The organism is Sphingomonas sp., from assembly GCF_965227385.1.
Lineage (GTDB): Bacteria > Pseudomonadota > Alphaproteobacteria > Sphingomonadales > Sphingomonadaceae > Sphingomonas.
This window is the reverse complement of sequence record NZ_OZ245750.1, coordinates 241,588-263,798: the sequence shown is the minus strand read 5'-3', so window position 1 is coordinate 263,798 and position 22,211 is coordinate 241,588. Positions and strand designations below refer to the sequence as shown.

Here is a 22,211-nt window from a genome sequence, read left to right as displayed (position 1 = left end):
GGGGCGACGGCGTCCACTTCAGCCCTTCAGCGCCTCGAGCAGCGTTTCGCCGAGCAGGCTGGGCGACTGCGACACGCGGATGCCCGCTGCCTCCATCGCCGCGATCTTGCTCTCGGCATCGCCCTTGCCGCCCGACACGATCGCGCCGGCATGGCCCATGCGGCGGCCCGGAGGGGCGGTGCGGCCCGCGATGAAGCCGGCCATCGGCTTCTTGCGGCCGCGCTTGGCTTCGTCGATCAGGAACTGCGCGGCCTGCTCCTCGGCGTCGCCGCCGATTTCGCCGATCATGATGATCGATTCGGTCGCATCGTCGGCCAGGAACAGCTCGAGCACGTCGATGAAGTTGGTGCCGTTGACCGGATCGCCGCCGATGCCGACTGCGGTGGTCTGGCCGAGGCCCGCATTGGTCGTCTGGAACACCGCTTCATAGGTCAGCGTGCCCGAGCGCGAGACGACGCCGACGCTGCCCTTGGAAAAGATGTTGCCCGGCATGATGCCGATCTTGCACTCGCCCGGGGTCAGCAGGCCGGGGCAGTTCGGACCGATCAGGCGCGACTTGCTGCCCGACAGCGACCGCTTCACCTTGACCATGTCGAGCACGGGAATGCCTTCGGTGATGCACACGATCAGCGGGATCTCGGCGTCGATCGCCTCAAGGATCGAGTCCGCGGCGAAGGGCGGCGGAACATAGATGACCGATGCGTCGGCGCCGGTCTTGCTCTTGGCTTCGGCCACCGTGTCGAACACCGGCAGGCCGATGTGGGTCGAGCCGCCCTTGCCCGGCGTCACGCCGCCGACCATCTGGGTGCCATATGCCAGCGCCTGCTGGGTGTGGAAGGTGCCGGTCTCACCGGTCATACCCTGTGTGATGACCTTGGTATTCCGGTCGATGAGAATGGACATTCAGAACCCTCCGATAGATTGCGAGACCAGGACCAGGCCCTGGATGCCGTAAGATGAGCCCAGCGGGTGACCGCGCGGGACATAGGTAATTTCGAGCGTGACGCCAGTCTGCCACGGCTCCCACAGACGCTTGGTCGCGGTGCCGTTGGCCTGGACGCCGGTCGGTGCCGACCCGACCCAGGAGTCGATCACTTCGCGCGGCGGGGCGGCTGGGGCGTCGAGGTCATAGGCGCGGCAGCCATCGCCCCAATAGCCTTCCTTGGCGACGAAGCGGCTGGTGACGAGCCAGACAGTGCGGCCGTCGAAGCTGTGGCGGAACATCTGGCCCGACTGGGTGCCATCGGGCTCCTCGGCCTGAACCGCCTTGCGACCCATGGCCGTGATGCGCGCGATGCGCGGGTCGGCCTCGGCCTCGGCCACTTCGGTCCAGCCCGCAGCCTTGGCGGCGGGGGCTACGCGAGCGAATGCCGACTTGCCGTCCGCGCTCTTGAGGTTGAAGCAGGCCGCCTTGAACGCAGCAAACAGCGGCGATGGCGCAGGGGCGGGTGCCGCCTGCGCCAAGCCAATTGCTGCGATAAGGGCGGCTGCCGACATCAGGCGAGCGAGCTGTCGATGCCCTTGCAGGCCACCAGCAGTTCCTTGACCGCGTCGACCGAGACCTGAAGGTTGGCCTTGGCCTCGTCATCCAGCTCGATTTCGACGATCTGCTCGACGCCGTTCGCGCCGATGATCACCGGAACGCCGACATAGAGGTCGTCGACCCCGTACTGGCCGGTCAGGTGCGCGGCGCAGGGCAGCAGGCGCTTCTGGTCGTAGAGATAGGCCTCGGCCATCGCGATGCCGCTGGTGGCGGGGGCATAGAAGGCCGAGCCGGTCTTGAGCAGACCGACGATTTCGCCGCCGCCCGAACGGGTGCGCTGAACGATCGCGTCGATGCGCTCCTTGGTCGAACGGCCCATCTTGATCAGGTCGGGGATCGGGATGCCGGCGACGGTCGAATATTCGACGACCGGGACCATCGTGTCGCCGTGGCCGCCGAGCACGAAGCTGTTCACTTCCTTGACCGAGACCTTGAACTCATCGGCGAGGAAGTGGCTGAAGCGCGCGCTGTCGAGCACGCCGGCCATGCCGACGACCTTGCTGTGCGGCAGGCCGGAGAATTCGCGGAGCGCCCACACCATCGCGTCGAGCGGGTTGGTGATGCAGATAACGAAGGCGTCGGGCGCGTTGGCGGCGATCCCTTCACCAACGGCTTTCATGACCTTGAGGTTGATGCCGAGCAGGTCGTCGCGGCTCATGCCCGGCTTGCGGGCGACGCCGGCGGTGACGATGATCACGTCCGCGCCCGCAATGTCGGCATAGTCGTTGCTGCCGGTGATCGTGGCGTCGAAGCCTTCGACCGGGCCGCACTGCGACAGGTCGAGCGCCTTGCCCTGCGGAACGCCCTCGACCACATCGAACAGGACGATGTCGCCCAGTCCCTTGAGTGCAGCGAGATGGGCAAGCGTGCCGCCGATATTGCCGGCGCCGATAAGGGCGATCTTCTTGCGGGCCAAATGAGCCTCCCTGAACATGCGTTGGGCGGCCGGTCCTACATATTGGCCGCAGGGACGGAGGCGCCTTAGGCGCATTATAGAGGCGGGGCAACCGGCGAATTGCGCGGTGTCAAGAAATCTTTGCTCGTGCGAATTAGTTGCAATAAAGGGCTGCTAGCGGTTCTCGATCAGTCGCGCGGCGACCGCTTCCGCGACCTTGATCCCGTCGATCGCGGCGGAGAGGATGCCGCCGGCATAGCCCGCGCCTTCGCCCGCCGGGAACAGGCCGGGGGTGTTGAGGCTCTGGAAATCGCCACCGCGCGTGATGCGGACGGGGCTGGAGGTGCGGGTTTCCACGCCGGTCATGATCGCGTCGGGGTGCGCATAATTGACGATGCGGCGTCCGAACACGGGCAGCGCCTCGCGGAACGCCTCGATCACGAAGGGCGGCAGGCAGGCGGACAGGTCGGTGGGAGTGACGCCGGGCTTGTAGCTCGGCACCACCTCCCCGATCGCGGTCGAGGCGCGGCCGGCGAGGAGGTCACCGACGCGCTGGACCGGGGCGTTGTAGTTGGAGCCGCCGGCGATGAACGCCAGATCCTCGAACTGCCGCTGCAGCGCGATGCCCGCCAGCGGGCCGTCGGGATAGTCGCGCGCCGGATCGATCGCGACGACCAGGCCCGAATTGGCGTTGAACTCGGCGCGCGAATATTGGCTCATTCCGTTGGTGACGACGCGGCCCTCTTCGCTGGTCGCGGCGACGACGCGCCCGCCGGGGCACATGCAGAAGCTGTAGACGCTGCGCCCGTTCGATGCGTGGTGCACCACTGAATAGGCGGCGGGGCCTAGATCGGGGTGCTTCGCGCAATTGCCGAAGCGGGCAGTGTCGATCCACGCCTGGGGATGTTCGATCCGCACGCCGATCGCGAAGGGCTTGGCCTCGACATGCACGCCGCGGCGGTGGAGCATTTCGAAGGTCGGGCGCGCGCTGTGGCCGACCGCGAGCACGACCATGTCGGTTTCGAGGAAGCTGCCGTCGTGGAGGTGTAGGCCGCGCAGATTGCGGTCGGCATCAAGCTCGATGTCGTCGACGCGCGTCTGCCAGCGATATTCGCCGCCCAGTTCCTCGATCGCCGCGCGCATGCTTTCGACCATGGTGACGAGGCGGAAGGTGCCGATATGCGGGTGCGCTTCCCACAGGATATCGTCGGGCGCGCCGGCCTTGACGAACTCCTCCAGCACTTTGCGACCGAGGAAGCGGGGGTCCTTGACCCGGCAATAGAGCTTGCCGTCGGAAAAGGTGCCCGCGCCGCCTTCGCCGAACTGGACGTTGCTGTCGGGGTTGAGCTCGCTGCGCCGCCACAGGCCCCAGGTGTCCTTGGTCCGTTGCCGCACCACCTTGCCGCGATCGAGGATGATCGGGCGGAAGCCCATTTGCGCCAGGATCAGGCCGGCGAAGATACCACATGGGCCAGCGCCGATCACGACGGGCCGCTTGCCCGACCATCCGGCCGGGGCGGCGACCGGCGGGCGATAGGCCATGTCGGGGGTGGGGCGGACATCCTTGTCGTCCGGGAAGCGCGCGAGCACCGCAGCCTCGTCGGCGAGGTCGAGGTCGAAGGTGTAGACCAGCTGGATCGCGTTGCGGCGGCGGGCGTCATTGCCGCGCTTGAACAGCGTCCAGCCGCGCAACGCTTCTCGCGTGATGCCGAGGCGGTCGCAGATCGCGGCGGGAATCGCTTCGGGTGCGTGATTCAGCGGGAGGTTGAGGCCAGAGAGACGGAGCATGTGGCGGCTTTAGGAGGGAATGCTTTGCGCTTCAAATCCTCCCCGGAGCCGGGAGGTGGCAGCGCGGAGCGCTGACGGTGGGGGCCGAGGCAAGGGCATCCGGTGCCCCGGGCCCCCTCCACCATGCTGCGCATGCTCCCCGCCCCGCTCGGGGAGGATTTTGGGTGCTTGCCGACCCCTTCATTCGCGCTAAACCCTTGCGCCAGAGGGATTGGGGGATTCTGGACATGGCGACGACCGCGGACGAGGCGTTGGCGCAGCGCGAGCCGAGCAAGGCGGAGATGCGGCAGGTGGTGACCGCGTCGTCGCTGGGCACCGTGTTCGAATGGTATGATTTCTTCATCTACGGAACGCTCGCCGCATCGGGTATCATCGGGCGCACCTTCTTCGCGACCGGCAATCCGGTGCTGGAGGCGCTCTATGCCTGGGCCGGCTTTGCGGTCGGGTTCGGGTTCCGTCCGCTGGGCGCGGTGCTGTTCGGCTATCTGGGCGACAAGCTCGGGCGCAAATACACCTTTCTCGTCACCATCACGCTGATGGGCATCGCAACGGCGGGCGTGGGGCTGGTACCGTCCTATGCCAGCATCGGCGTTGCCGCGCCGATGATCGTCATCGGCCTGCGCATCCTGCAGGGGCTGGCGCTGGGCGGGGAATATGGGGGGGCAGCGATCTATGTCGCCGAACATTCGCCGCCGGGCCGCGCCGGCTATCACACCAGTTTCATTCAGGCGAGCGTGTCGGCCGGGTTCATCCTGAGCCTTGCCGTCGTGCTGACGACGCGCTTTGCGATGCCGTCGGAAAGCTTCGAGGAGTGGGGCTGGCGTCTGCCCTTCATCTTTTCGATCGCGCTGCTCGCCATTTCGCTGTGGATGCGGGTAAAGCTCAACGAAAGCCCGGTGTTCAAGGCGATGAAGGCGTCGGGGGAGATTGCGCGCAATCCGCTGAAGGAGAGCTTTACTTATCCCGGCAACTGGCGGCGGCTGATGGTCGCATTGTTCGGGATCGCGGCGGGGCTGACGGTAATCTGGTACACCGCGACCTTTTCGGTCCTGTCGTTCCTGCAGGGGCCGATGCGGGTCGAGCCGGTGGTGGCGCAGCTGCTCGCCGCTGGCGGCGCGGCGGCGGGGCTGTTCTGGTTCATCCTGTTCGGCAAGCTCTCCGACAAGATCGGTCGGAAGAAGCCGATCATCATCGGCTATGGCTTCACGCTGCTGCTGCTGTTCCCGCTGTTCTGGGCGATGGGACATGCCGCAAATCCGGGGCTGGCCGAGGCGGCGAAACGCTCGCCCGTGGTCGTATCGGGACCCGATTGCGCCTATGACCCCTTTGCCGCTCAGCAATCGACGACGTGCGGCCAGTTGATGGATTATCTGTCCAAAAAGGGCATTCCCTATACCCAGGCGGTGACGCCTTCGGCATCGGTCGCGATCGGCAGCATCCCGGTGGTTTCGAACACGTCGGTCGATATCGACAAGGCGCTGGCCGAATCGGGCTATTCGCTGGACCGGGTTACGCCGGGCACGGTCGATCTGGTGCTGATCCTGATCGCGATCGTCGCGCTGGCGGCGCTGTCGGGGGCGACCTATGGCCCGGTGGCCGCGTTGCTGACCGAGCTGTTCCCGCCGCGCATCCGCTACAGCTCGATGTCGATCCCCTATCATATCGGCACCGGGTATTTCGGCGGATTCCTGCCGCTGATCAGCCAATATATGGTGGCCAAGAGCGGCGATCCCTATGCGGGCCTCTGGTACACCTGGATCGTCGTGGCGATGGCGCTGGCGGTGACCGTCTTCCTTCTCAAGGAACGCGATCTGGTTCAGCAGTGATTGCGGCGAGCGCGCGCGATGCCTAACCGGGCGGGATGATCGCTTCTCCGCTTCGCCTGCGTCTCAACCGCGACGCGCTGGTCGCCAATTGGCGCACGCTTGCGGCAATGAGCGGGACGGCCGCGTGCGGGGCGGCGGTAAAGGCCAATGGTTACGGCCTGGGCGCGCGCGAGGTCGTGCAGCATCTGGCGGAGGCAGGCTGCCGCGATTTCTTTGTCGCCACCTGGCGCGAGGCGCTGGCGCTGGCCGAGTGCGGCGTCGCCGTGTCCGTGCTGCATGGCGTCCGCGACGCGGATATGGCGGCGGCGCTGGCGTCGACCCATGCGCGCCCGGTGCTCAACAGTGTGCAGCAGCTGCGCCGTTGGCGCGATGCCGGGGGCGGCGCGTGCGACGTGATGGTCGATACCGGCATGAACCGGCTCGGCATCCGTCCCGAGGATGTGGCCGCCGGGCTGCTCGACGGGATGCAGGTCGAGACGCTGATGAGCCATCTGGCCTGCGCGGATGAAGATAGCCCGCTGAACGGCCGCCAGCGCGACAGCCTTGCCGCATTGCGCGGACGGACGCGGGCGCGGCGGATGAGCCTGGCCAACTCGGCTGGGATCGCGCTCGGGACCGACTATGCGTTCGACCTGACGCGACCGGGCGTTGCTCTTTACGGGGCGGTGCCGGTCCCCGCATTGACCGGACGAATCCGGCAGGTGGTGACGCCCGAGGCGCAGATTCTGCAGCGGCGGCTGGTCCCGGCGGGCGCGGGCATCGGCTACAACCTGACCTGGACGGCTGCCGCCGATACCGAAGTGGCGATCCTCAACCTCGGCTATGCGGACGGCTATCTGCGCTGTTTCTCCGGCAAGGGGCGGGCGATGCTGGACGAGAGCGTGCTGCCGGTGATCGGGCGGGTGTCGATGGACCTGACCGCAGTGGACGTGAGCGCGGCTCCGGAGCTGACCGAGGGCGACTGGCTGGCGATGGACTATGACCTGCCGACGATGGCCGCGTTGTCGGGACTGTCGCAATATGAGCTGCTGACCGGCCTCGGCGGGCGGTACGACCGGGTCTGGGGCTGAAGCTGTAACTGGTTCAGCGTTGCGAAAGGCGCGCGCGGGTACCATGTTGGGTAACAGAGGAGTGGAACGTCATGCGCCTTGCATTTGCCGCCGCCGCCCTTGCCGCCCTGACCCTTCCGGGCGTCGCAATGGCCGATCAGAAACCATATCCCAAGGGGGAAGCCGAACTCGCCAAGATGCTGGAAGGCCGCGTGGCCGGAACGCCCGTACGCTGCCTGCCGCATTCGCGGCTCGACCAGAGCACGGTGATCGACAAGACCGCCATCGTCTACCGCGCGGGATCGAAGCTGTACGTCAACCGCCCGCGCGGGGGTGCCGACCAGCTGAGCGACGATGAGATTCTGGTGACCAAGATCCATGGCAGCCAGCTGTGCAATATCGACAAGATCGACCTGGTCGATCGCACCTCGCAAATGTGGAGCGGGTTTGTCGTGCTGGGCGATTTCGTGCCCTATGAGCGCGTGAAGACGGGCGCTCGCTAAATATCCCGTCGCGCTGACGCCGGGTCGCGCATTGACGCGCGGCCCGGTGGATCGCGCAGAGGCGCGCAGATTGCGCCATGTTTGTGCGCCGTGTGACATTTGCGCCACATTTTCGGTCAAAATCATGACAGTCCACGATGTGCGTTGCACAATAGTGCCCGTGGTAACTAAGCTCGCCCCTATGCCGACCTAACCATCGGCGTAGCAGGCTTTGGCCTGCAAAGAGATGAATTGATAGGGGCTCAAACATGAAATCCACTTTCCGCTTTAGGTTGATGGCATCGTCGCTGCTCGGCGCTACGATGCTGTCGCCGGCTGCGTTCGCTCAAGAGGGTGCCCAGGAGCCTGCGGGTGAAACGGTCGTCGTCACCGGTTCTCGCATCGCGCGTCCTGAGGCGGAATCGCCGGTTCCCGTCGCTGTGGTCGACGAGCGCGACCTGGCCGTCGAAGGTTCGCAGAACGTCAGCGACATCCTGAACGAACTGCCGCAGGTCGGTATCGGTTCGACCCGTACCAACACCAACTTCCTGACCTCGGGTACCGGCATCGCGACCGTGAACCTGCGCTCGCTGGGCAACTCGCGCACGCTGACGCTGGTCAACGGCCGTCGCTTCATCAGCGGCTTTGCTGGCGACTCGGCTGTCGACCTCAACAACATCCCGACCGACTTCCTCGAGCGCGTCGACATCGTCACCGGCGGTTCGTCGGCCGTTTACGGTTCGGACGCTATGGCGGGTGTCGTGAACTTCGTCCTGCGCGACAACTTCAAGGGCTTCACGCTCCGCGCACAGGCCGGCATCACCGATGAAGGCGACAATGGTCAGTACCTGATCAGCGCCACCGCAGGCACCACCTTTGGCGCGCGCGGCAACATCATGGCCAACTTCACCTATGACCGTGACGATGGCCTGTACTCACGCAAGCGCGACATTTCGGACCAGGACTGCTCGGCCCTGACCTGCGGCCCGGCGGCTTATTCGTCCTATGCGCCCCAGGGTCAGTACCAGCTGGTTTCGGCCGGTGGTGCAGCGCGTCCGATCCTGACCGGCGGTCGTAGCACCTTCTCGTTCAACCCCGACAACAGCCTCGCGATCATCCCGGGTCTGGGCGCGGTTGGTTACGGTTTCAACCGCAACGCCGAGCGTTATATCTCGGTGCCGGTCGAGCGTTACCTCGGTGCAGTCGTCGGTAACTACGAAATCTCGGACAGCGTCACCGCGTTCGCAGAAGTGACCTATTCGCGCGTGTCGTCGAATTCGAGCCTCGAGCCGTTCGCGCTCGATCTGCTCAACGACATCTACTTCCGCGACATTGATCCGTACGGCATTCCGATCACCAACCCGTTCATCCCTGGTCCGATCGCGGCTGCGATCGCGGCTGCGAACTCGGACGCGGATCCCACCAACGATGTCGCCGCCATCAACGGCCGTCGTCGTCAGAATGACGTGTTCGATCGCTCGAACGAGGTTCTGCGCAACACCTGGCGTGTCGCTGCCGGCTTCAAGGGTGACCTGGGCGGCTTCAACTGGGAAGCCAGCTACGTCTACGGCCACATGAACGACTTCAATGCGAGCCAGGACATCGATAACAACCGTTATCGCAATGCCCTTGACGCAATCCGCGTTGGTCCGGGTAACGTTGTCGGCGTCGACATCATCTGCCGCGACGCAGCTGCGCGTGCCGAGGGTTGTATCCCGCTCAACCTGTTCGGGTTCAACACCGCCGATCCGCGTGCCGCCAGCTATGTGCAGGCGGTGGTTCCGAAGTCGGAAGAAGTCACGAACGAGCAGCATGTTGCGGCGTTCAGCATTGCCGGCCCGGTTGCAACCCTGTGGGCAGGCGACCTGAGCGTTGCTGCTGGCGTGGAATATCGTTCGGAAAGCACCTTCGACGATCTGGACATCCTGACCAACACCGGTGGCAACTCGGGCAACGTGACCCCGGATCTTGCTGGCCGTTTCGACGTCTGGGAAGTCTATGGCGAAGCCCGTCTTCCGCTGCTGGCCGACCAGCCGCTGGCCCACTATCTGGGCGTGAACGGTGCGGTCCGTTATTCGGACTATTCGACCATCGGCAGCACCTTCAGCTGGAACGCCGGTCTGGAATATGAGCCGATTGCCGGTCTCCGCTTCCGCGGTAACTACGCTGTCGCCAACCGCGCGCCGAACATTTCCGAACTGTTCAGCGCACCGTCGGAAACCTTTGCAGCGGTCACTGATCCTTGCGACGGCGTGACGGCAACGACTGCTGGCGCTGCAGCTACGGCTTGCCGCTCCGTCCCCGCGATCGCAGCCTTCCTGGCAGCGAATCCGGGTGGCGCGTTCACCTACACGCTGGCAGATCTGCAGGGCATCAACGGCTTCGTTGGCGGTAACCCGAACCTGCAGGAAGAAAAGGCCAAGACCTACACCATCGGTCTGGCGGTCAGCCCGCAGCTGGTCCGCGGCCTGGTCTTCACTGTCGATTACTACAACATCAAGATCGACGACGCGATCGGTTCGCTGGGTCGTTCCTACTCGATCGAACAGTGCCTTCTGACTAATGAGCCCGTCTATTGTAACAACGTCGTTCGCAACGCGACGACCGGTTTCGTGACGCGGGTTGATGGTCAGCTGATCAACGTGGTGGGTTACCAGACCAGCGGTATCGACGTTGGTGTGCGTTACTCGACCCCGCTGGGTCTGCTCAACAACGACCGTCTGTCGCTGAGCGGTAACTACACCTACCTGATCGAGTACAATCAGCAGTCCGATCCGGCCAACGATCCGATCGATTATTCGGGTACGTTCGGTGCCGGTTACTCGCGGCATCGTGCGAACGTTCGTGCGACCTACTCGATCGACGAGTTCAGCATGAGCTGGGCCACCCGCTTCATGAGCGGCGGTCCGTACACGCTCGGCTTCACCAGCAACAACCCTGCTGTTGCCGCGCTGAACGACATCAAGGACTATTGGCTGCACGACGCCCAGATCCGCTGGGATATCGATCGTAGCTATTCGTTCTTCCTGAACGTCGACAACGTCTTCGACACGAAGCCGCAGTACCTCCCGGGTGCGCAGTTCGGTACGCCGACCGGCCTGGAAACCTCGGCTGACTTCGACGTGATCGGACGCCGCTTCACTGCAGGCGCGAAGATCCGCTTCTGATCTGAAGTTGATCTGAAGAAATTGGGGGGTGAGGGTTTTCCTCACCCCCTTTTTTTGTTCCAAGGCACTTGCCGCAGTCCGGAATCCGCGATCGGTGTACGCCGCGCGCCGCTCTTCGCCTGTGCGGATGGACGCGCGGACGCCACGTCGCTGATCGGTACGCGGAGCGGCGGGGATGGGGCGATCGTGTCGCGATGGTCGGGGCGAGCCGATCCTTGGCAGCCACCTGCCGCAATCGCAGATATGCATGACCCCGCCTTGCGCGAACCGCGCCGGCGGAATGCAAAAGGGCGCTCGCGTCAAAACGCAAGCGCCCGGAATTCAGTCAGGGTTGCGCGCCAGCAGGCTGCGCGTCAGGGGCGCCGCGCGTGCTTACCGCTCGATACACATCGCGATGCCCATGCCGCCGCCGATGCACAGCGTCGCAAGGCCCTTCTTCGCGTCGCGGCGCGCCATCTCGTAGATCAGCGTCGTCAGCACCCGCGCCCCGCTAGCGCCGATCGGATGGCCGATCGCGATTGCGCCGCCATTGACGTTGACCTTTTCGGGATCGAAGCCCAGTTCCTTGCCGACGCACAGCGCCTGGGCCGCGAACGCCTCGTTCGCTTCGATCAGGTCGAGGTCGGCGACGGTCCAGCCGGCCTTTTCCAGCGCCTTTTTCGACGCGGGGACCGGGCCGATTCCCATGATCGACGGATCGACGCCGGCGGTGGCCCAGCTCTTGATAGTGGCGAGGATCGGTGCGCCGCGCTTTTCGGCCTCATCGCGGCTCATCACGACCAGTGCCGCCGCGCCATCGTTAAGGCCCGATGCGTTACCAGCAGTGACGGTGCCGTCCTTCTTGAACGCCGGGCGCAGGCCTGCAATGCCGTCCAGCGTTGCGCCGGCGCGAATATATTCGTCCTGCTCCACGACCGTGTCGCCCTTACGGCCCTTGATCGTGACCGGCGCGATTTCGTCCTTGAAGCGCCCCTCGGCACGGGCGGCTTCAGCGAGGTTTTGCGAGCGGACGGCGAATTCGTCCTGCTCGGCGCGGCCGACCTGATATTGCTCGGCGAGGTTTTCCGCCGTGATGCCCATGTGATAACCGTTGAACACGTCGGTCAGGCCGTCCTTGATCATCGTATCGACCAGAGCGACGTCGCCCATCTTCGCACCCGCACGCAGCGTCTGGGCATGTGCGGCGAGCGACATCGATTCCTGGCCGCCCGCGACGACGATGGTGGCGTCGCCGGTCTGGACCGCCTGGGCCGCGAGCGCGACTGCGCGCAGGCCCGATCCGCAGACCTGGTTGAGGCCCCAAGCCGGCACTTCCTTGGGCACGCCGGCGGCCATCGATGCCTGACGCGCCGGATTTTGGCCCTGCGCCGCGGTGAGTACCTGGCCGAGGATCACCTCCGACACCTCTTCGCCCTTGACGCCGGCCTGCTCCAGCGCGGCTTCGATCGCGATCCGGCCGAGCTCATGCGCGGGGGTGGCGGCGAAGGCGCCGAGGAAGCTGCCGACGGGGGTCCGCTTGGCGGCGGTGATCACGACTTCGGTCATCGAGGGGCTCCTGAACTTGGTTGCGGGCTATTTAGGGGAGGGGAGGCCGGTTAGCCAGTCTGCGAGTGGCCGCCACAATGATTCCCGCGCCGACGAGCCGACCACCATGCCAACATGGCCGAGGCGCAACTTGCGCTGGTCGGCAAAGCCGGCCGCGCTGGCGGCAGGGACGATGCGGTCGGTGAGCGAGACGAACTCGACCGAGGGGCAAGGCAGGGTGAGCGGGTCCACGACCTGTCCTGCCACGCGCCATCGGCTACGCCCGGGCAGGTCGGCGGTGAAGAAATCGTCGAACATCTGCCGCCCCGCGGCGAAGGTCAGCGGCGCGCCGGCATTGGCCCAATCTTCCAGCACCACGAAATTCTTCGCCGCCGCGCTGGCCGGATCGAGCCGCGCGAATTTCTCGAACTTGGCGATCGTGCGCGCCGGGTCGAGTTGCCAGAATCCGGCCTGAAGCACCTCCATCGGGACCAGGCCCAAGGCGTCGCAGGTGCCGTGCGCCGCCTGCCAAATCGCGTCGATGCGCGTCAGTGCGTCAGGCCCGAAATTGGCGAACCGCCACGGCGCGGCGATCATCGCAAGGCCCCGGACCGGAACCGCCTGAGCCGCCGCCGCGGCGATCGTTCCGCCAAGGCAATAGCCCGCAAGTGCCACCGGCTCACCAATGCTGCGAAGCAGCGGGATCAGCATGTGTTCGATATGCTGCGCGACGTCGCAGCCGCGGTCCGCGGGGGTCGGCACGCCCCAATCGACCAGCAGCGGACGCACGCCCTGCTGCGACAGCCAGCGCAGAAGCGAGCGGCGGTAGCGCATGTCGAGGATCATCGGCGGATTGATCAGCGAGGGCACGAACACCGTCGGAATCCCCGTTCCGCCATAATCATGTAGCGTCGCCCGACCCGCCCGCGCGACCACCGGCATGGGGCGGCGCGGACGGGGGCGAGGTGCGGCCTGATAGGCGGCCAGCCCGGCGAGTGCGGCGGCGCGGCGATCCGGCGATGCTGCGGTTTCTTCGCGCAGCAAGTCGAGAAACAGCGGAAGGGGACGCGGCCCGTGTTGCGATGCGGCAATGAAAGATGTTAGGGCCATGTCAAATACCCTTGGGGGCGATCATGAAAAAGACAGCGCAGACGGACGGCCCGGTCATCATCAAGAAATACGCGAACCGGCGCCTCTACAACACCGAAAGCTCGTCCTACATCACGCTCGACCATCTCGCCGCGATGACGCGCGAGGGGCGCGATTTCAAGGTCGTCGATGCCAAGACCGACGAAGACATAACGCACAATGTGCTGACCCAGATCATCATGGAAGAAGAGGCGCGCGGCCAGACGCTGTTGCCGGTCAACTTCCTGCGCCAGCTCATCGCGCTCTATGGCGATTCGATGCAGGCGATGGTGCCGGGCTATCTGGAAGCATCGATGGAAAGCTTCCGCCGCAATCAGGAGCAGTTCAAGAGCGCGGTCGAAGGCGCGTTCGCCAACTCGCCCTTTGCCGAGATCGCCAAGCGCAACATGCAGATGTTTGAAGCGGCGGCCGAGGCGTTCAAGCCCGGTGCTGCAGCGACCGGTGCGGCTGCGGCCAAGCCCGCTGCTGGCGCGCCCGAGAAGAGCAAGGATGACGAGATCGCCGCGCTGAAGGCGCAGCTGTCGGCGCTCAAGGATCAGGTCGACAAGCTCGGCTGAGCGCAATAGCCTCAACCCCCTTCGCGGTATTGAAGGGGGAAGTGCATGAAATCGTTGATCGCCATCGCAACGGCTGGCCTGCTCGCCGGATCGGCGTTCGCACAGGCACCGGCTCAAGTCGACCGCTATATCCATGCCGGCGCGCTGCTCGACCGGCCGGGGCAGGCGCCGCGCGGTGCGAGCACGATTGCGGTCAAGGGCGACCGGATCGTCGGCGTCTATGACGGTCATGTCACGCCGCTGGGCGATGCACCGGTCATCGACCTCAGGGACAAGACGGTGCTGCCCGGGCTGATCGACAGCCATGTGCATCTCGGCTCCGACCGCGCGGGACAGGAAGGGCTGCTGGCCGGCTTTACCGAGAGCAAGGAACTGGGCGCATACGAGGCGCTGTGGAACGCGCGCAAGACGCTGATGGCGGGCTTCACCACGGTGCGCAATCTGGGCGATGACGGCGCGACGTTGGCGCTGCGTGAGGCGATTGCGCGGGGCTGGGCCGACGGGCCGCGGATCATCGATGCCGGGCGGTCGATCTCCACCACCTCGGGTCACATGGACCGGCGGCTGGGGGTAGTCGAGGATCTGCACCCGGTGATGAACATCGAGAATCTGTGCGACGGGCCGGAGGAATGCCGCAAGGCGGTCCGCAACCAGGTCGCGCGCGGCGCTGACGTGATCAAGATCGCCACCACTGGTGGGGTCAACAGCCGCATCGGCGCTGGCCTTGGCAAGCAGATGTTCGATGACGAGGCGAAGGCGATCGTCGAGACGGCGCGGCTCTATGGCAAGAAGGTTGCGGTGCATGCGCATGGGGCCGACGGCATCACGCTGGCGCTGAAGATGGGCGCGGATTCGGTCGAGCACGGCACGCTGATGGATGACGAGGCGATTGCGCTCTTCAAGAAGACGGGGGCGTATTACGTTCCGACGCTGTCGACCGTGAACGGCTATCTCGAGCGGATCGCCAAGGATCCCAACGCCTATCCGCCCGCGGTGCGCGCCAAGATTGACTGGCGCATCGGCATCACCGGCAAGGCGCTGGAAAAGGCGGTGCCGGCGGGCGTCAGAATCGCATTCGGCACCGATGCCGGAGTGTCCAAGCATGGGCGCAATGCCGATGAGTTCGAATTGCTGGTCAAGCATGGCATGACGCCGATGCAGGCGATCGTCGCGGCGACCACCAATGCCGCCGATCTGCTGGGGCTGACCAAGGAAGTGGGCAGCATCGAACCGGGCAAGAGCGCCGACATTATCGCGGTGAGCGGCGATCCGCTCAAGGATGTGCGCGTGCTGAAATCGGTCGGGTTCGTGATGCGCGCCGGGGCGGTGCAAAAGCAATGAGATGGCGGGGGCGGCGCGTGCCGCCCCCGGCATGCGTCAGCCGCCCCGCACGCCGGGATTGGGCTTGCGGAATTTGAGCGTCATGCGGTCGCTTTCGCCGATCGCTTCATATTTGGCGCGATCGACGTCCTTGAGGCGCAGGACCGGCGGCAGCGTCCAGACGCCGTCCTTCCAGTCGGCGGTGTCCTTGGGATTGGCGTTGACCTCCGACGCGGCGACGAACTTGAAGCCAGCGTCCTCCGCCAGCTTGCGGACGGTCGAAACCTTCACATAGCCGCTCGTCTTCTCGCGCGCCGGGTCCGCCGATTCCGGCAGGCGGTGCTCGACGATGCCGAGCGTGCCGCCGGGCTTGAGCATGGCGAAAATCTGCTTGAACGCCTCGGCGCTGCGGTCGGTGGTGCCCATTTTCCAGTTATGGATGTTGCGGAAGGTGAGCACGACGTCAGCGCTGCCGGCGGGAACGCTGGGGGCGCCCTCGGCAGATGGGAAGGCCGCGAGCTTGATCGCGCCATAGAGGTCGGCGTCCTTCGCCTGCAGCGTCTGGGTGCCCTTCACGCCATTGGGCCAGGGCGCCGCAGCATAGAGGGTGCCGCCGCCCTTCCTGACATAGGGCGCCAGGATTTCGGTGTACCAGCCGCCGCCCGGCCACAGCTCGACCACCGTATGCGACGGCTTCACCCCGAAAAAGGTGAGCGTCTCTGCGGGATTACGGTATTTGTCGCGGGCGACATTGGCCGGGGTGCGGGTGGAAGCGGCAACGGCGGCCTTCAATTCGGCGGTCGGCTTGCCCATCTGAGGCGCGCCGATCGCGGCGGCTGCGGTCAGGGCGATTGCGGATAGAGCGATAGCGGGCAGGGTGTAGCGCATGGACGGCTCCTCTCTGTTCTGGGGCGTGGTTTGGAGTGGGGCGCGGGGCGATGCAAGGGCCGTTATGGATCGGAGTGGGCGCGATGGTCGCGCTGGTCGGCGTCAGCGGCGTGGCGGAGTGGCGCCGCGGCAAGCGGCACGACCTCGACAAGGTCGGCTGGGTGCCGTGGACGTTCATTCAGGTGATGGCGCTGCTGCTCGCTATCGTCGGCGCGGCGCTGGCGCTCAAGGGCGGGTGATTCAGTAAAAGTTGGCGAGGGTGAGCGTGCGTTCGGTGCCGTCGCACAGCTTCAGACGAACGTGGCGGCCCGGTGTGCCGGTCGCCCAGTCGCGCGGCGCATCGGCGGTCGGGAGCCCATCGATTGCGCAGATCAGCGTTCCCGCGCGCCAGCCGGCCGCCGCCGCCGGGCTCCCCCGCATCACGTGCAACACGCGCAACCGGTCCGTTTCCTGCGCGACCATCAGGCCGCTGGTCGATCGCGTCACCGGCCAGTCGGCACGCGCGCCGCTGGCCAGCACCATTCGCCGCGCACGCGGATCGAGCAGCACGCGGTGACGGCGCAGCAATCCGCCGCCGATTCGGCCGGCGGCACCCTTGCGCGCGGAAAAGCCGGTATCGGCCTCGACCCGCAATTCGACCTCGGCAGCAAGGCCGCCGATGCGCAGCGTCGGAAGGACCGCGATCTCATTCTCCACCGTGCCGCCCAGGCCCCACGCGATCGCTGTCGTCGTGCGAACGGAGCCGGGCGCGCTCGCCCGCCACACGCTGCGGGTCAGGCTGACCATGCCGCCATCGCCGGTATCGACGATCACCGGCCGCAAATTGCCACGACCCAAATCCAGTTCGCTGACATACAGCCCCGAACGCTCGGCGAGGCGCAGCGGCAGGGTGACGCCGCGGAATGGCAAGCGGCCGCTGGGCAGCAGGCGGAAGCGCTGAGCATCGTAATCGATCTCCAGCGCATGGCCTGCGAGCAGGTCGGAGCCGACGAACAGGTCGACCGGCGCACTGCCCGTCACGCGTGGGTCGGCGTCGATGATGGCGATGCGTCCGCCGGTGCGGACCAATCCGCCGACCTCGACACGATCGATGCCCGTCCAGGACAGCGCCACGCTGCCGCCGATCGCATCCGCGCGCCCCGCAACCAGCGGCTTCAGTCCGGCTGCGCGGGCAAAGCGCGTGGTGACCGCGCTGTCGGTAACGCCGGTGTCGAGCAGCGCATCCACCCAACGCCCGTTGAGCATCGTGCGAAACCGGATCTGGTTGCCCGACGTCAGCTCGAAGCTGACCCAGCGGGCTTCGCTGTCGGTAGCAAGGTGCATGACTGCCGGCGCGGCGGTGACGCGATCGACCGGTGCGGCCAGTCCCAGCAAGGCGGCAAGCAGGATCATGGGCGCGCGGACATCCATGCCGTCCATGCTAAGGGCAGGGCGGCAGCACGCCAGCAGTTGCGGTCGTAGTTAATGTCCCGTTGAGGGAGTGGGCCGGGTGCCTGACTTACAAACACGCTTCCAGCAGCGCATGATCGAAACCGAATGAGCGCGCCTTTTCCAGCGTGTAGGGACGCAGGCCCATCGAGCGGTACTCGCCGATGATCTTGCCATCGGCGCTCTCGTCGAGATATTCGAACTTGAACAGCTCCTGCGTCACGATGACGGGGCCTTCCATGCCGATCACTTCGGTGATGTTGGTGACGCGGCGGCTACCGTCGCGCAGGCGCTTGACCTGAACGATCAGGTCGACCGAGTCGGCGATCTGGCGGCTGATCGCCTCCTTCGGGATCTTGATGTCGCCCATCAGCACCATGTTCTCCATACGCCCGAGGCACTCGCGCGGGGAGTTGGAGTGGAGCGTACACATCGACCCGTCATGGCCGGTGTTCATCGCGGACAGCAGGTCGAAGCACTCGGGTCCGCGAATTTCGCCGAGGATGATGCGGTCCGGGCGCATACGCAGCGCGTTCTTGACCAGGTCGCGGATCGTGATCTCGCCCTGACCCTCCAGGTTTGGCGGGCGGGTCTCGAGCGGGAGCCAGTGCGGCTGTTGCAGGCGCAGTTCGGCCGCGTCCTCGATCGTCAGCACGCGCTCGCCCGGGTCGATCATCTTCGACAGGGCGTTGAGCATGGTCGTCTTGCCCGAGCCGGTACCGCCCGAGATGACGATGTTGAAGCGACTGGCGCCGGCGATCTTCAGCATCGTCGCCATCTTGGTCGACATCGATCCGAAGCCCGCCATCATGTCGAGCGTGATCGGCTTGTCGGAGAATTTACGGATCGAGATCGCGGTGCCGCGCAAGCTGAGCGGTGGTACGATCACGTTGACGCGGCTGCCGTCCTTGAGGCGGGCGTCGGCGAGCGGGGTGGTCTGATCGACGCGGCGACCGACCGAGTTGCAGATGCGCTGGGCGATCTGGAACAGATGCTCCTCGTCGCGGAACTGGATGTTCGCGAGCTCGAGCTTGCCCTTGCGTTCCACGAACGTCTGCTCGGGGCCATTGACCATGATGTCGCTGATCGAGCTGTCGGACAGCAATTCCTCGAGCGGCCCGAGGCCGAGCAGCTCGTCGACCAGCACCTTTTCGAGCGCGAACTGCTCGCGGCGATTGAGGGTGAGCTTGAGCTCGGCCAGCACCTCGCCGATGATCGGGCGGAATTCCTCAGCCAGTTCATCCTTGTTGAGCGTGGCAGCTGCCTCGGGATCGACGCGCTCGAGCAGGCGTGGGAGCACCTGTTCTTTGATGCGGTGGATCGAGGCCTCGAAGCCCTCGATTCGCGAACTGCTCGGTTCGCCGGTCGCGGCCTGACGATCGGCAAGGCGCTGCATCGCCTCGCTCATATTCTGGGCGGCCATGCCTCCGGCCGACACCGGCTCGGGCGGAATCTGCGCAGCGCCGGGCAGGGGTACGTCGTGGAGCGGCGGGAATTGCTCGCCACCCATCGGCTCGCTGGACCGCGATGCGCCGCCGCCCTGCATCGGGCGCGCAACGCCGAAGGCAGGGCGTCCCGGCCCAGCTCCCGGTCCGCTACGACGTCCAAATGCGCTCACCTCGGCTCCCCGCTATCCGCTGTCTGCTCCGGGATAACCGCCAAGGTTTTACAAGTTCCTAACCATCCATCGCCGGTTGGTCGTGCGCGGCGACGAACGGCCGGCATGGCGACGGATCAGCGCGATGCAGCCGTCGCGCACTGCCTCATGCGCGATCCGATCGCCGGGCTGAGGTGGAGTGTCGCGATAGTCCGTCGCCAGCCTTGCCTGTGGCATTGGTTCAAGCCAGCCGGACGCCGCGGCTGTCGTGGCGTAAATACATGGAGAGATTCGGATGATCGGGGTGACATTGGCGCTAACGGCGTTGGCGATGCCGCTGGCCGGACCGGGACCGGACGGGCGCACCGGCATTCCCGAATGGCTGGCGGGGCGCTGGTGCGGCGCCGACGCCCCCCTGGCGAACGGGCGCAGGGCGATGCGCTGGACTTTTATGTGCGTACGCTGACCGATCCTGACCGTGGCTGGCGGGGGATGAGGGTGCGACTGGGGCCGTGATGTTCGATCACAGGGGTTTCTTCATGCTCACTTTCTTCATCTCCTTGTTCACGATGTTGGCGGCGCCGACCGGCCTGGCCGTCGCGCCTGCCCCCGCTGCCGCCGTCGCGGTCGATAGCGGGCGGCTCGACTGGCTCGGGGGGACCTGGCGCGGGAACGGGCTGGAAATGAAGTGCGATCAGACCAAGCTCGGCATCGCGTGCAGCGAGGAGGGGGTCAGCGGCGCCATGCAGGGCGCGAAAGCGGAACTGGCGTTCGAGACAGGCGGCGAAAAGGCACTTCTCCGCCTGACCCTCCCGTCCATACCGTCGAGCGAGTTCACCGAGGTGGCGCGCGACGGCCAGAGCGTGACGTTCGAGATGCCGGTCAAGGGTGGCACCGCCCGGCTGCGCTTCACCCGCACCGGCGATGTGCTGAAGGTCGAGCGTGGCACGGCGCAGGGCTGGGGGAACGCGATGGAGTATCGGCGGGGCTGATTCGGACTGCGCGCAAGACAAGGGCCGCAGGGTTGCCCCGCGGCCCTTTTCGATTCCGGCGCTGGCTAAGGGATCAGCCCGCCTTTTCGGCGAGGACCGTCAGCCCCTTTTCGTTGACCTCGGCAAAGCCCCCCTCGACGCGGATGATCTCCGGCGACTGGTTCGACGCGGTCTTGTAGATTTCGATATTGCCGTCGCGGATCGTCGACATAAAGGGCGCATGACCCTCCAGCACGCCGAAATCGCCCTCGCTCCCGGGGACCACCACCATGTGGACGTCCTCCGAGCGGAGCAGCTTTTCGGGGGTCACGAGTTCGAAGTGCAGCATTTGAATTTCTCCCCCCTCCCGCTTGCGGGAGGGGTCGGGGGAGGGCCTGTAACAAGTCGAGGATGGCCCGTGTGGACAGGCCCTCCCCTAGCCCCTCCCGCAAGCGGGAGGGGAAATCGGCTTACGCCTCGGCGGCCATCTTGGCGGCCTTGGCGACGACGTCGTCGATGCCGCCGACCATGTAGAAGGCCGATTCGGGCAGATGATCGTACTCGCCGTTCACGACCGCCTTGAACGACTTGATCGTGTCTTCCAGCTGCACGAACGCGCCCGGGATGCCGGTGAAGACTTCGGCGACGTGGAACGGCTGCGACAGGAAGCGCTGGATCTTGCGCGCGCGGGCGACGGTCAGCTTATCTTCTTCCGACAGCTCGTCCATGCCGAGGATCGCGATGATGTCCTGCAGCGACTTGTACTTCTGCAGGATCGACTGGACCGCGCGGGCGGTCTCGTAATGCTCCTGGCCAACGACGCGCGGCTCGAGCACGCGGCTGGTCGAGTCCAGCGGATCCACCGCCGGATAGATGCCGAGTTCCGAGATCGCACGGTTGAGAACCGTGGTCGCGTCGAGGTGGGCGAACGAGGTTGCAGGTGCCGGGTCGGTAAGGTCGTCCGCGGGGACGTACACGGCCTGAACCGAAGTAATCGAACCCTTGTTGGTCGACGTGATGCGCTCCTGCAGCGCGCCCATGTCGGTCGACAGGGTCGGCTGATAGCCCACCGCCGACGGGATGCGGCCGAGCAGTGCCGACACTTCCGCGCCCGCCTGGGTGAAGCGGAAGATGTTGTCGACGAAGAACAGCACGTCCTGACCTTCGACGTCGCGGAAATATTCAGCGATCGTCAGGCCCGACAGCGCGACGCGGGCGCGGGCGCCCGGCGGCTCATTCATCTGGCCATAGACCAGCGCAACCTTCGACCCTTCGCTGATCGCGTTGCCGTCGGCGTCCTTGGCGATAACGCCGGCGTCGAGGAACTCGTGATACAGGTCGTTGCCCTCGCGCGTGCGCTCACCGACGCCCGCGAAGACCGAGGTGCCGCCGTGGCCCTTGGCGATGTTGTTGATCAGTTCCTGGATGAGAACCGTCTTGCCGACGCCCGCGCCGCCGAACAGGCCGATCTTGCCGCCCTTTGCGTACGGGGCGAGCAGGTCGATGACCTTGATGCCGGTGACGAGGATCGCGCTCTCGGTCGACTGGTCGACGAACAGCGGGGCTTCGGCATGGATCGGGGCGCGCAGGTCGGTGGCGACCGGGCCGCGCTCGTCGATCGGCTCACCGACGACGTTGAGGATGCGACCGAGCGTCGCCGGGCCGACCGGAACCTGGATCTGCGCGCCGGTGGCGGTGACCGGCTGGCCGCGGGTCAGACCTTCGGTCGAGTCCATCGCGATCGTGCGGACGGTATTCTCGCCCAGATGCTGCGCGACTTCGAGGACGAGGCGGTTGCCGTTGTTGTCGGTCTCGAGCGCCGACAGGATCGCGGGCAGTTCGCCGTCAAAGCTGACGTCGACGACCGCGCCGATGACCTGCGCGATACGGCCCTGGCCGGCTGCGGCGACGGGTGCCGCGGTTGCGGCGCTGTCCGCCTTGGGCTTGGTCGCGCGCGGCTTGCGCGCGGGCTTTTCTGCGGTGGGGGCTGCGGTTGCCATGTTCTTCAAGTCCTTGCTTGGCGAATG

General features: G+C 65.9%; 20 protein-coding genes. 9 read left to right on the top strand and 11 right to left on the bottom strand.

The window, feature by feature from the left end; genetic code table 11:
- Positions 1-18: 18 nt before the first annotated feature.
- The 4 genes from sucD to ACO05N_RS01200 all read right to left on the bottom strand — a co-directional run bounded on the left by sucD (position 19) and on the right by ACO05N_RS01200 (position 4,226).
- Positions 19-903, bottom strand: a complete 885-nt coding sequence (gene sucD / locus ACO05N_RS01215) for a succinate--CoA ligase subunit alpha (protein WP_294018566.1) — start codon at positions 901-903, stop codon at positions 19-21.
- A complete protein-coding gene (locus tag ACO05N_RS01210; protein WP_422055384.1) occupies positions 904-1,497 on the bottom strand; it encodes a hypothetical protein in 594 nt (197 codons plus the stop codon).
- The gene (gene mdh / locus ACO05N_RS01205) at positions 1,497-2,459 is read right to left on the bottom strand and encodes a malate dehydrogenase (protein WP_422055383.1); all 963 of its coding nucleotides are present in this window, start codon (positions 2,457-2,459) and stop codon (positions 1,497-1,499) included. Before mdh ends, ACO05N_RS01210 begins: the two co-directional genes overlap by 1 nt.
- 153 nt (positions 2,460-2,612) lie before the next feature.
- A complete protein-coding gene (locus ACO05N_RS01200; RefSeq protein WP_422055382.1) occupies positions 2,613-4,226 on the bottom strand; it encodes an NAD(P)/FAD-dependent oxidoreductase in 1,614 nt (537 codons plus the stop codon).
- A gap of 227 nt (positions 4,227-4,453) precedes the next feature.
- Between ACO05N_RS01200 and ACO05N_RS01195 the strand changes: the two genes are divergently transcribed.
- From ACO05N_RS01195 to ACO05N_RS01180, 4 genes are all read left to right on the top strand, one after another.
- On the top strand, positions 4,454-6,052 hold the full coding sequence (locus ACO05N_RS01195) for an MFS transporter (protein ID WP_422055381.1): 1,599 nt from the start codon (positions 4,454-4,456) through the stop codon (positions 6,050-6,052).
- 35 nt (positions 6,053-6,087) lie between these two features.
- Positions 6,088-7,122, top strand: a complete 1,035-nt coding sequence (gene alr / locus ACO05N_RS01190) for an alanine racemase (RefSeq protein WP_422055380.1) — start codon at positions 6,088-6,090, stop codon at positions 7,120-7,122.
- Between the two features lie 71 nt (positions 7,123-7,193).
- Positions 7,194-7,604, top strand: a complete 411-nt coding sequence (locus tag ACO05N_RS01185; RefSeq protein WP_422055379.1) for a hypothetical protein — start codon at positions 7,194-7,196, stop codon at positions 7,602-7,604.
- A 275-nt stretch (positions 7,605-7,879) separates the two neighbouring features.
- Positions 7,880-10,750 carry a TonB-dependent receptor plug domain-containing protein gene (locus ACO05N_RS01180; RefSeq protein WP_422055378.1) on the top strand — a complete coding sequence of 957 codons (2,871 nt, stop codon included), beginning with the start codon at positions 7,880-7,882 and terminating at the stop codon, positions 10,748-10,750.
- A gap of 372 nt (positions 10,751-11,122) precedes the next feature.
- On the opposite strand, the gene ACO05N_RS01175 is transcribed toward ACO05N_RS01180, so the two are convergent.
- Together ACO05N_RS01175 and ACO05N_RS01170 are read right to left on the bottom strand one after the other, a co-directional pair.
- Positions 11,123-12,295: an acetyl-CoA C-acetyltransferase gene (locus ACO05N_RS01175; protein ID WP_422055377.1), complete on the bottom strand. Its 1,173-nt coding sequence runs from the start codon at positions 12,293-12,295 to the stop codon at positions 11,123-11,125.
- 27 nt (positions 12,296-12,322) lie between these two features.
- Positions 12,323-13,384, bottom strand: a complete 1,062-nt coding sequence (locus ACO05N_RS01170) for an alpha/beta hydrolase (protein ID WP_422055376.1) — start codon at positions 13,382-13,384, stop codon at positions 12,323-12,325.
- Between the two features lie 23 nt (positions 13,385-13,407).
- On the opposite strand from ACO05N_RS01170, the gene phaR reads away from it, so the two are divergent.
- Together phaR and ACO05N_RS01160 are read left to right on the top strand one after the other, a co-directional pair.
- Positions 13,408-13,980, top strand: coding sequence for a polyhydroxyalkanoate synthesis repressor PhaR (gene phaR, locus ACO05N_RS01165; RefSeq protein WP_066657908.1), 573 nt, complete (start codon positions 13,408-13,410; stop codon positions 13,978-13,980).
- Positions 13,981-14,025: 45 nt separating this feature from the next.
- The gene (locus tag ACO05N_RS01160; RefSeq protein WP_422055375.1) at positions 14,026-15,321 is read left to right on the top strand and encodes an amidohydrolase family protein; all 1,296 of its coding nucleotides are present in this window, start codon (positions 14,026-14,028) and stop codon (positions 15,319-15,321) included.
- Between the two features lie 36 nt (positions 15,322-15,357).
- Here ACO05N_RS01160 and ACO05N_RS01155 read toward each other — a convergent pair whose 3' ends face one another.
- Positions 15,358-16,188 carry a class I SAM-dependent methyltransferase gene (locus tag ACO05N_RS01155; RefSeq protein ID WP_422055374.1) on the bottom strand — a complete coding sequence of 277 codons (831 nt, stop codon included), beginning with the start codon at positions 16,186-16,188 and terminating at the stop codon, positions 15,358-15,360.
- 50 nt (positions 16,189-16,238) lie between these two features.
- Between ACO05N_RS01155 and ACO05N_RS01150 the strand changes: the two genes are divergently transcribed.
- Positions 16,239-16,427, top strand: a complete 189-nt coding sequence (locus ACO05N_RS01150) for a hypothetical protein (protein WP_422055373.1) — start codon at positions 16,239-16,241, stop codon at positions 16,425-16,427.
- 1 nt (position 16,428) lies between these two features.
- Here ACO05N_RS01150 and ACO05N_RS01145 read toward each other — a convergent pair whose 3' ends face one another.
- Positions 16,429-17,598, bottom strand: coding sequence for an aspartyl protease family protein (locus ACO05N_RS01145; RefSeq protein ID WP_422055372.1), 1,170 nt, complete (start codon positions 17,596-17,598; stop codon positions 16,429-16,431).
- 88 nt (positions 17,599-17,686) lie between these two features.
- The gene (locus ACO05N_RS01140) at positions 17,687-19,234 is read right to left on the bottom strand and encodes a CpaF family protein (RefSeq protein ID WP_422055371.1); all 1,548 of its coding nucleotides are present in this window, start codon (positions 19,232-19,234) and stop codon (positions 17,687-17,689) included.
- 274 nt (positions 19,235-19,508) lie between these two features.
- Between ACO05N_RS01140 and ACO05N_RS01135 the strand changes: the two genes are divergently transcribed.
- The gene (locus ACO05N_RS01135; protein WP_422055370.1) at positions 19,509-19,679 is read left to right on the top strand and encodes a hypothetical protein; all 171 of its coding nucleotides are present in this window, start codon (positions 19,509-19,511) and stop codon (positions 19,677-19,679) included.
- A 73-nt stretch (positions 19,680-19,752) separates the two neighbouring features.
- Complete coding sequence (locus tag ACO05N_RS01130) at positions 19,753-20,205, top strand: hypothetical protein (RefSeq protein WP_422055369.1); 453 nt, start codon at positions 19,753-19,755, stop codon at positions 20,203-20,205.
- A gap of 73 nt (positions 20,206-20,278) precedes the next feature.
- Here ACO05N_RS01130 and ACO05N_RS01125 read toward each other — a convergent pair whose 3' ends face one another.
- On the bottom strand, positions 20,279-20,533 hold the full coding sequence (locus tag ACO05N_RS01125; RefSeq protein WP_422055368.1) for an ATP synthase F1 subunit epsilon: 255 nt from the start codon (positions 20,531-20,533) through the stop codon (positions 20,279-20,281).
- Between the two features lie 121 nt (positions 20,534-20,654).
- Positions 20,655-22,184, bottom strand: coding sequence for a F0F1 ATP synthase subunit beta (atpD, locus tag ACO05N_RS01120; protein ID WP_422055367.1), 1,530 nt, complete (start codon positions 22,182-22,184; stop codon positions 20,655-20,657).
- Between the last annotated feature and the right edge of the window lie 27 nt (positions 22,185-22,211).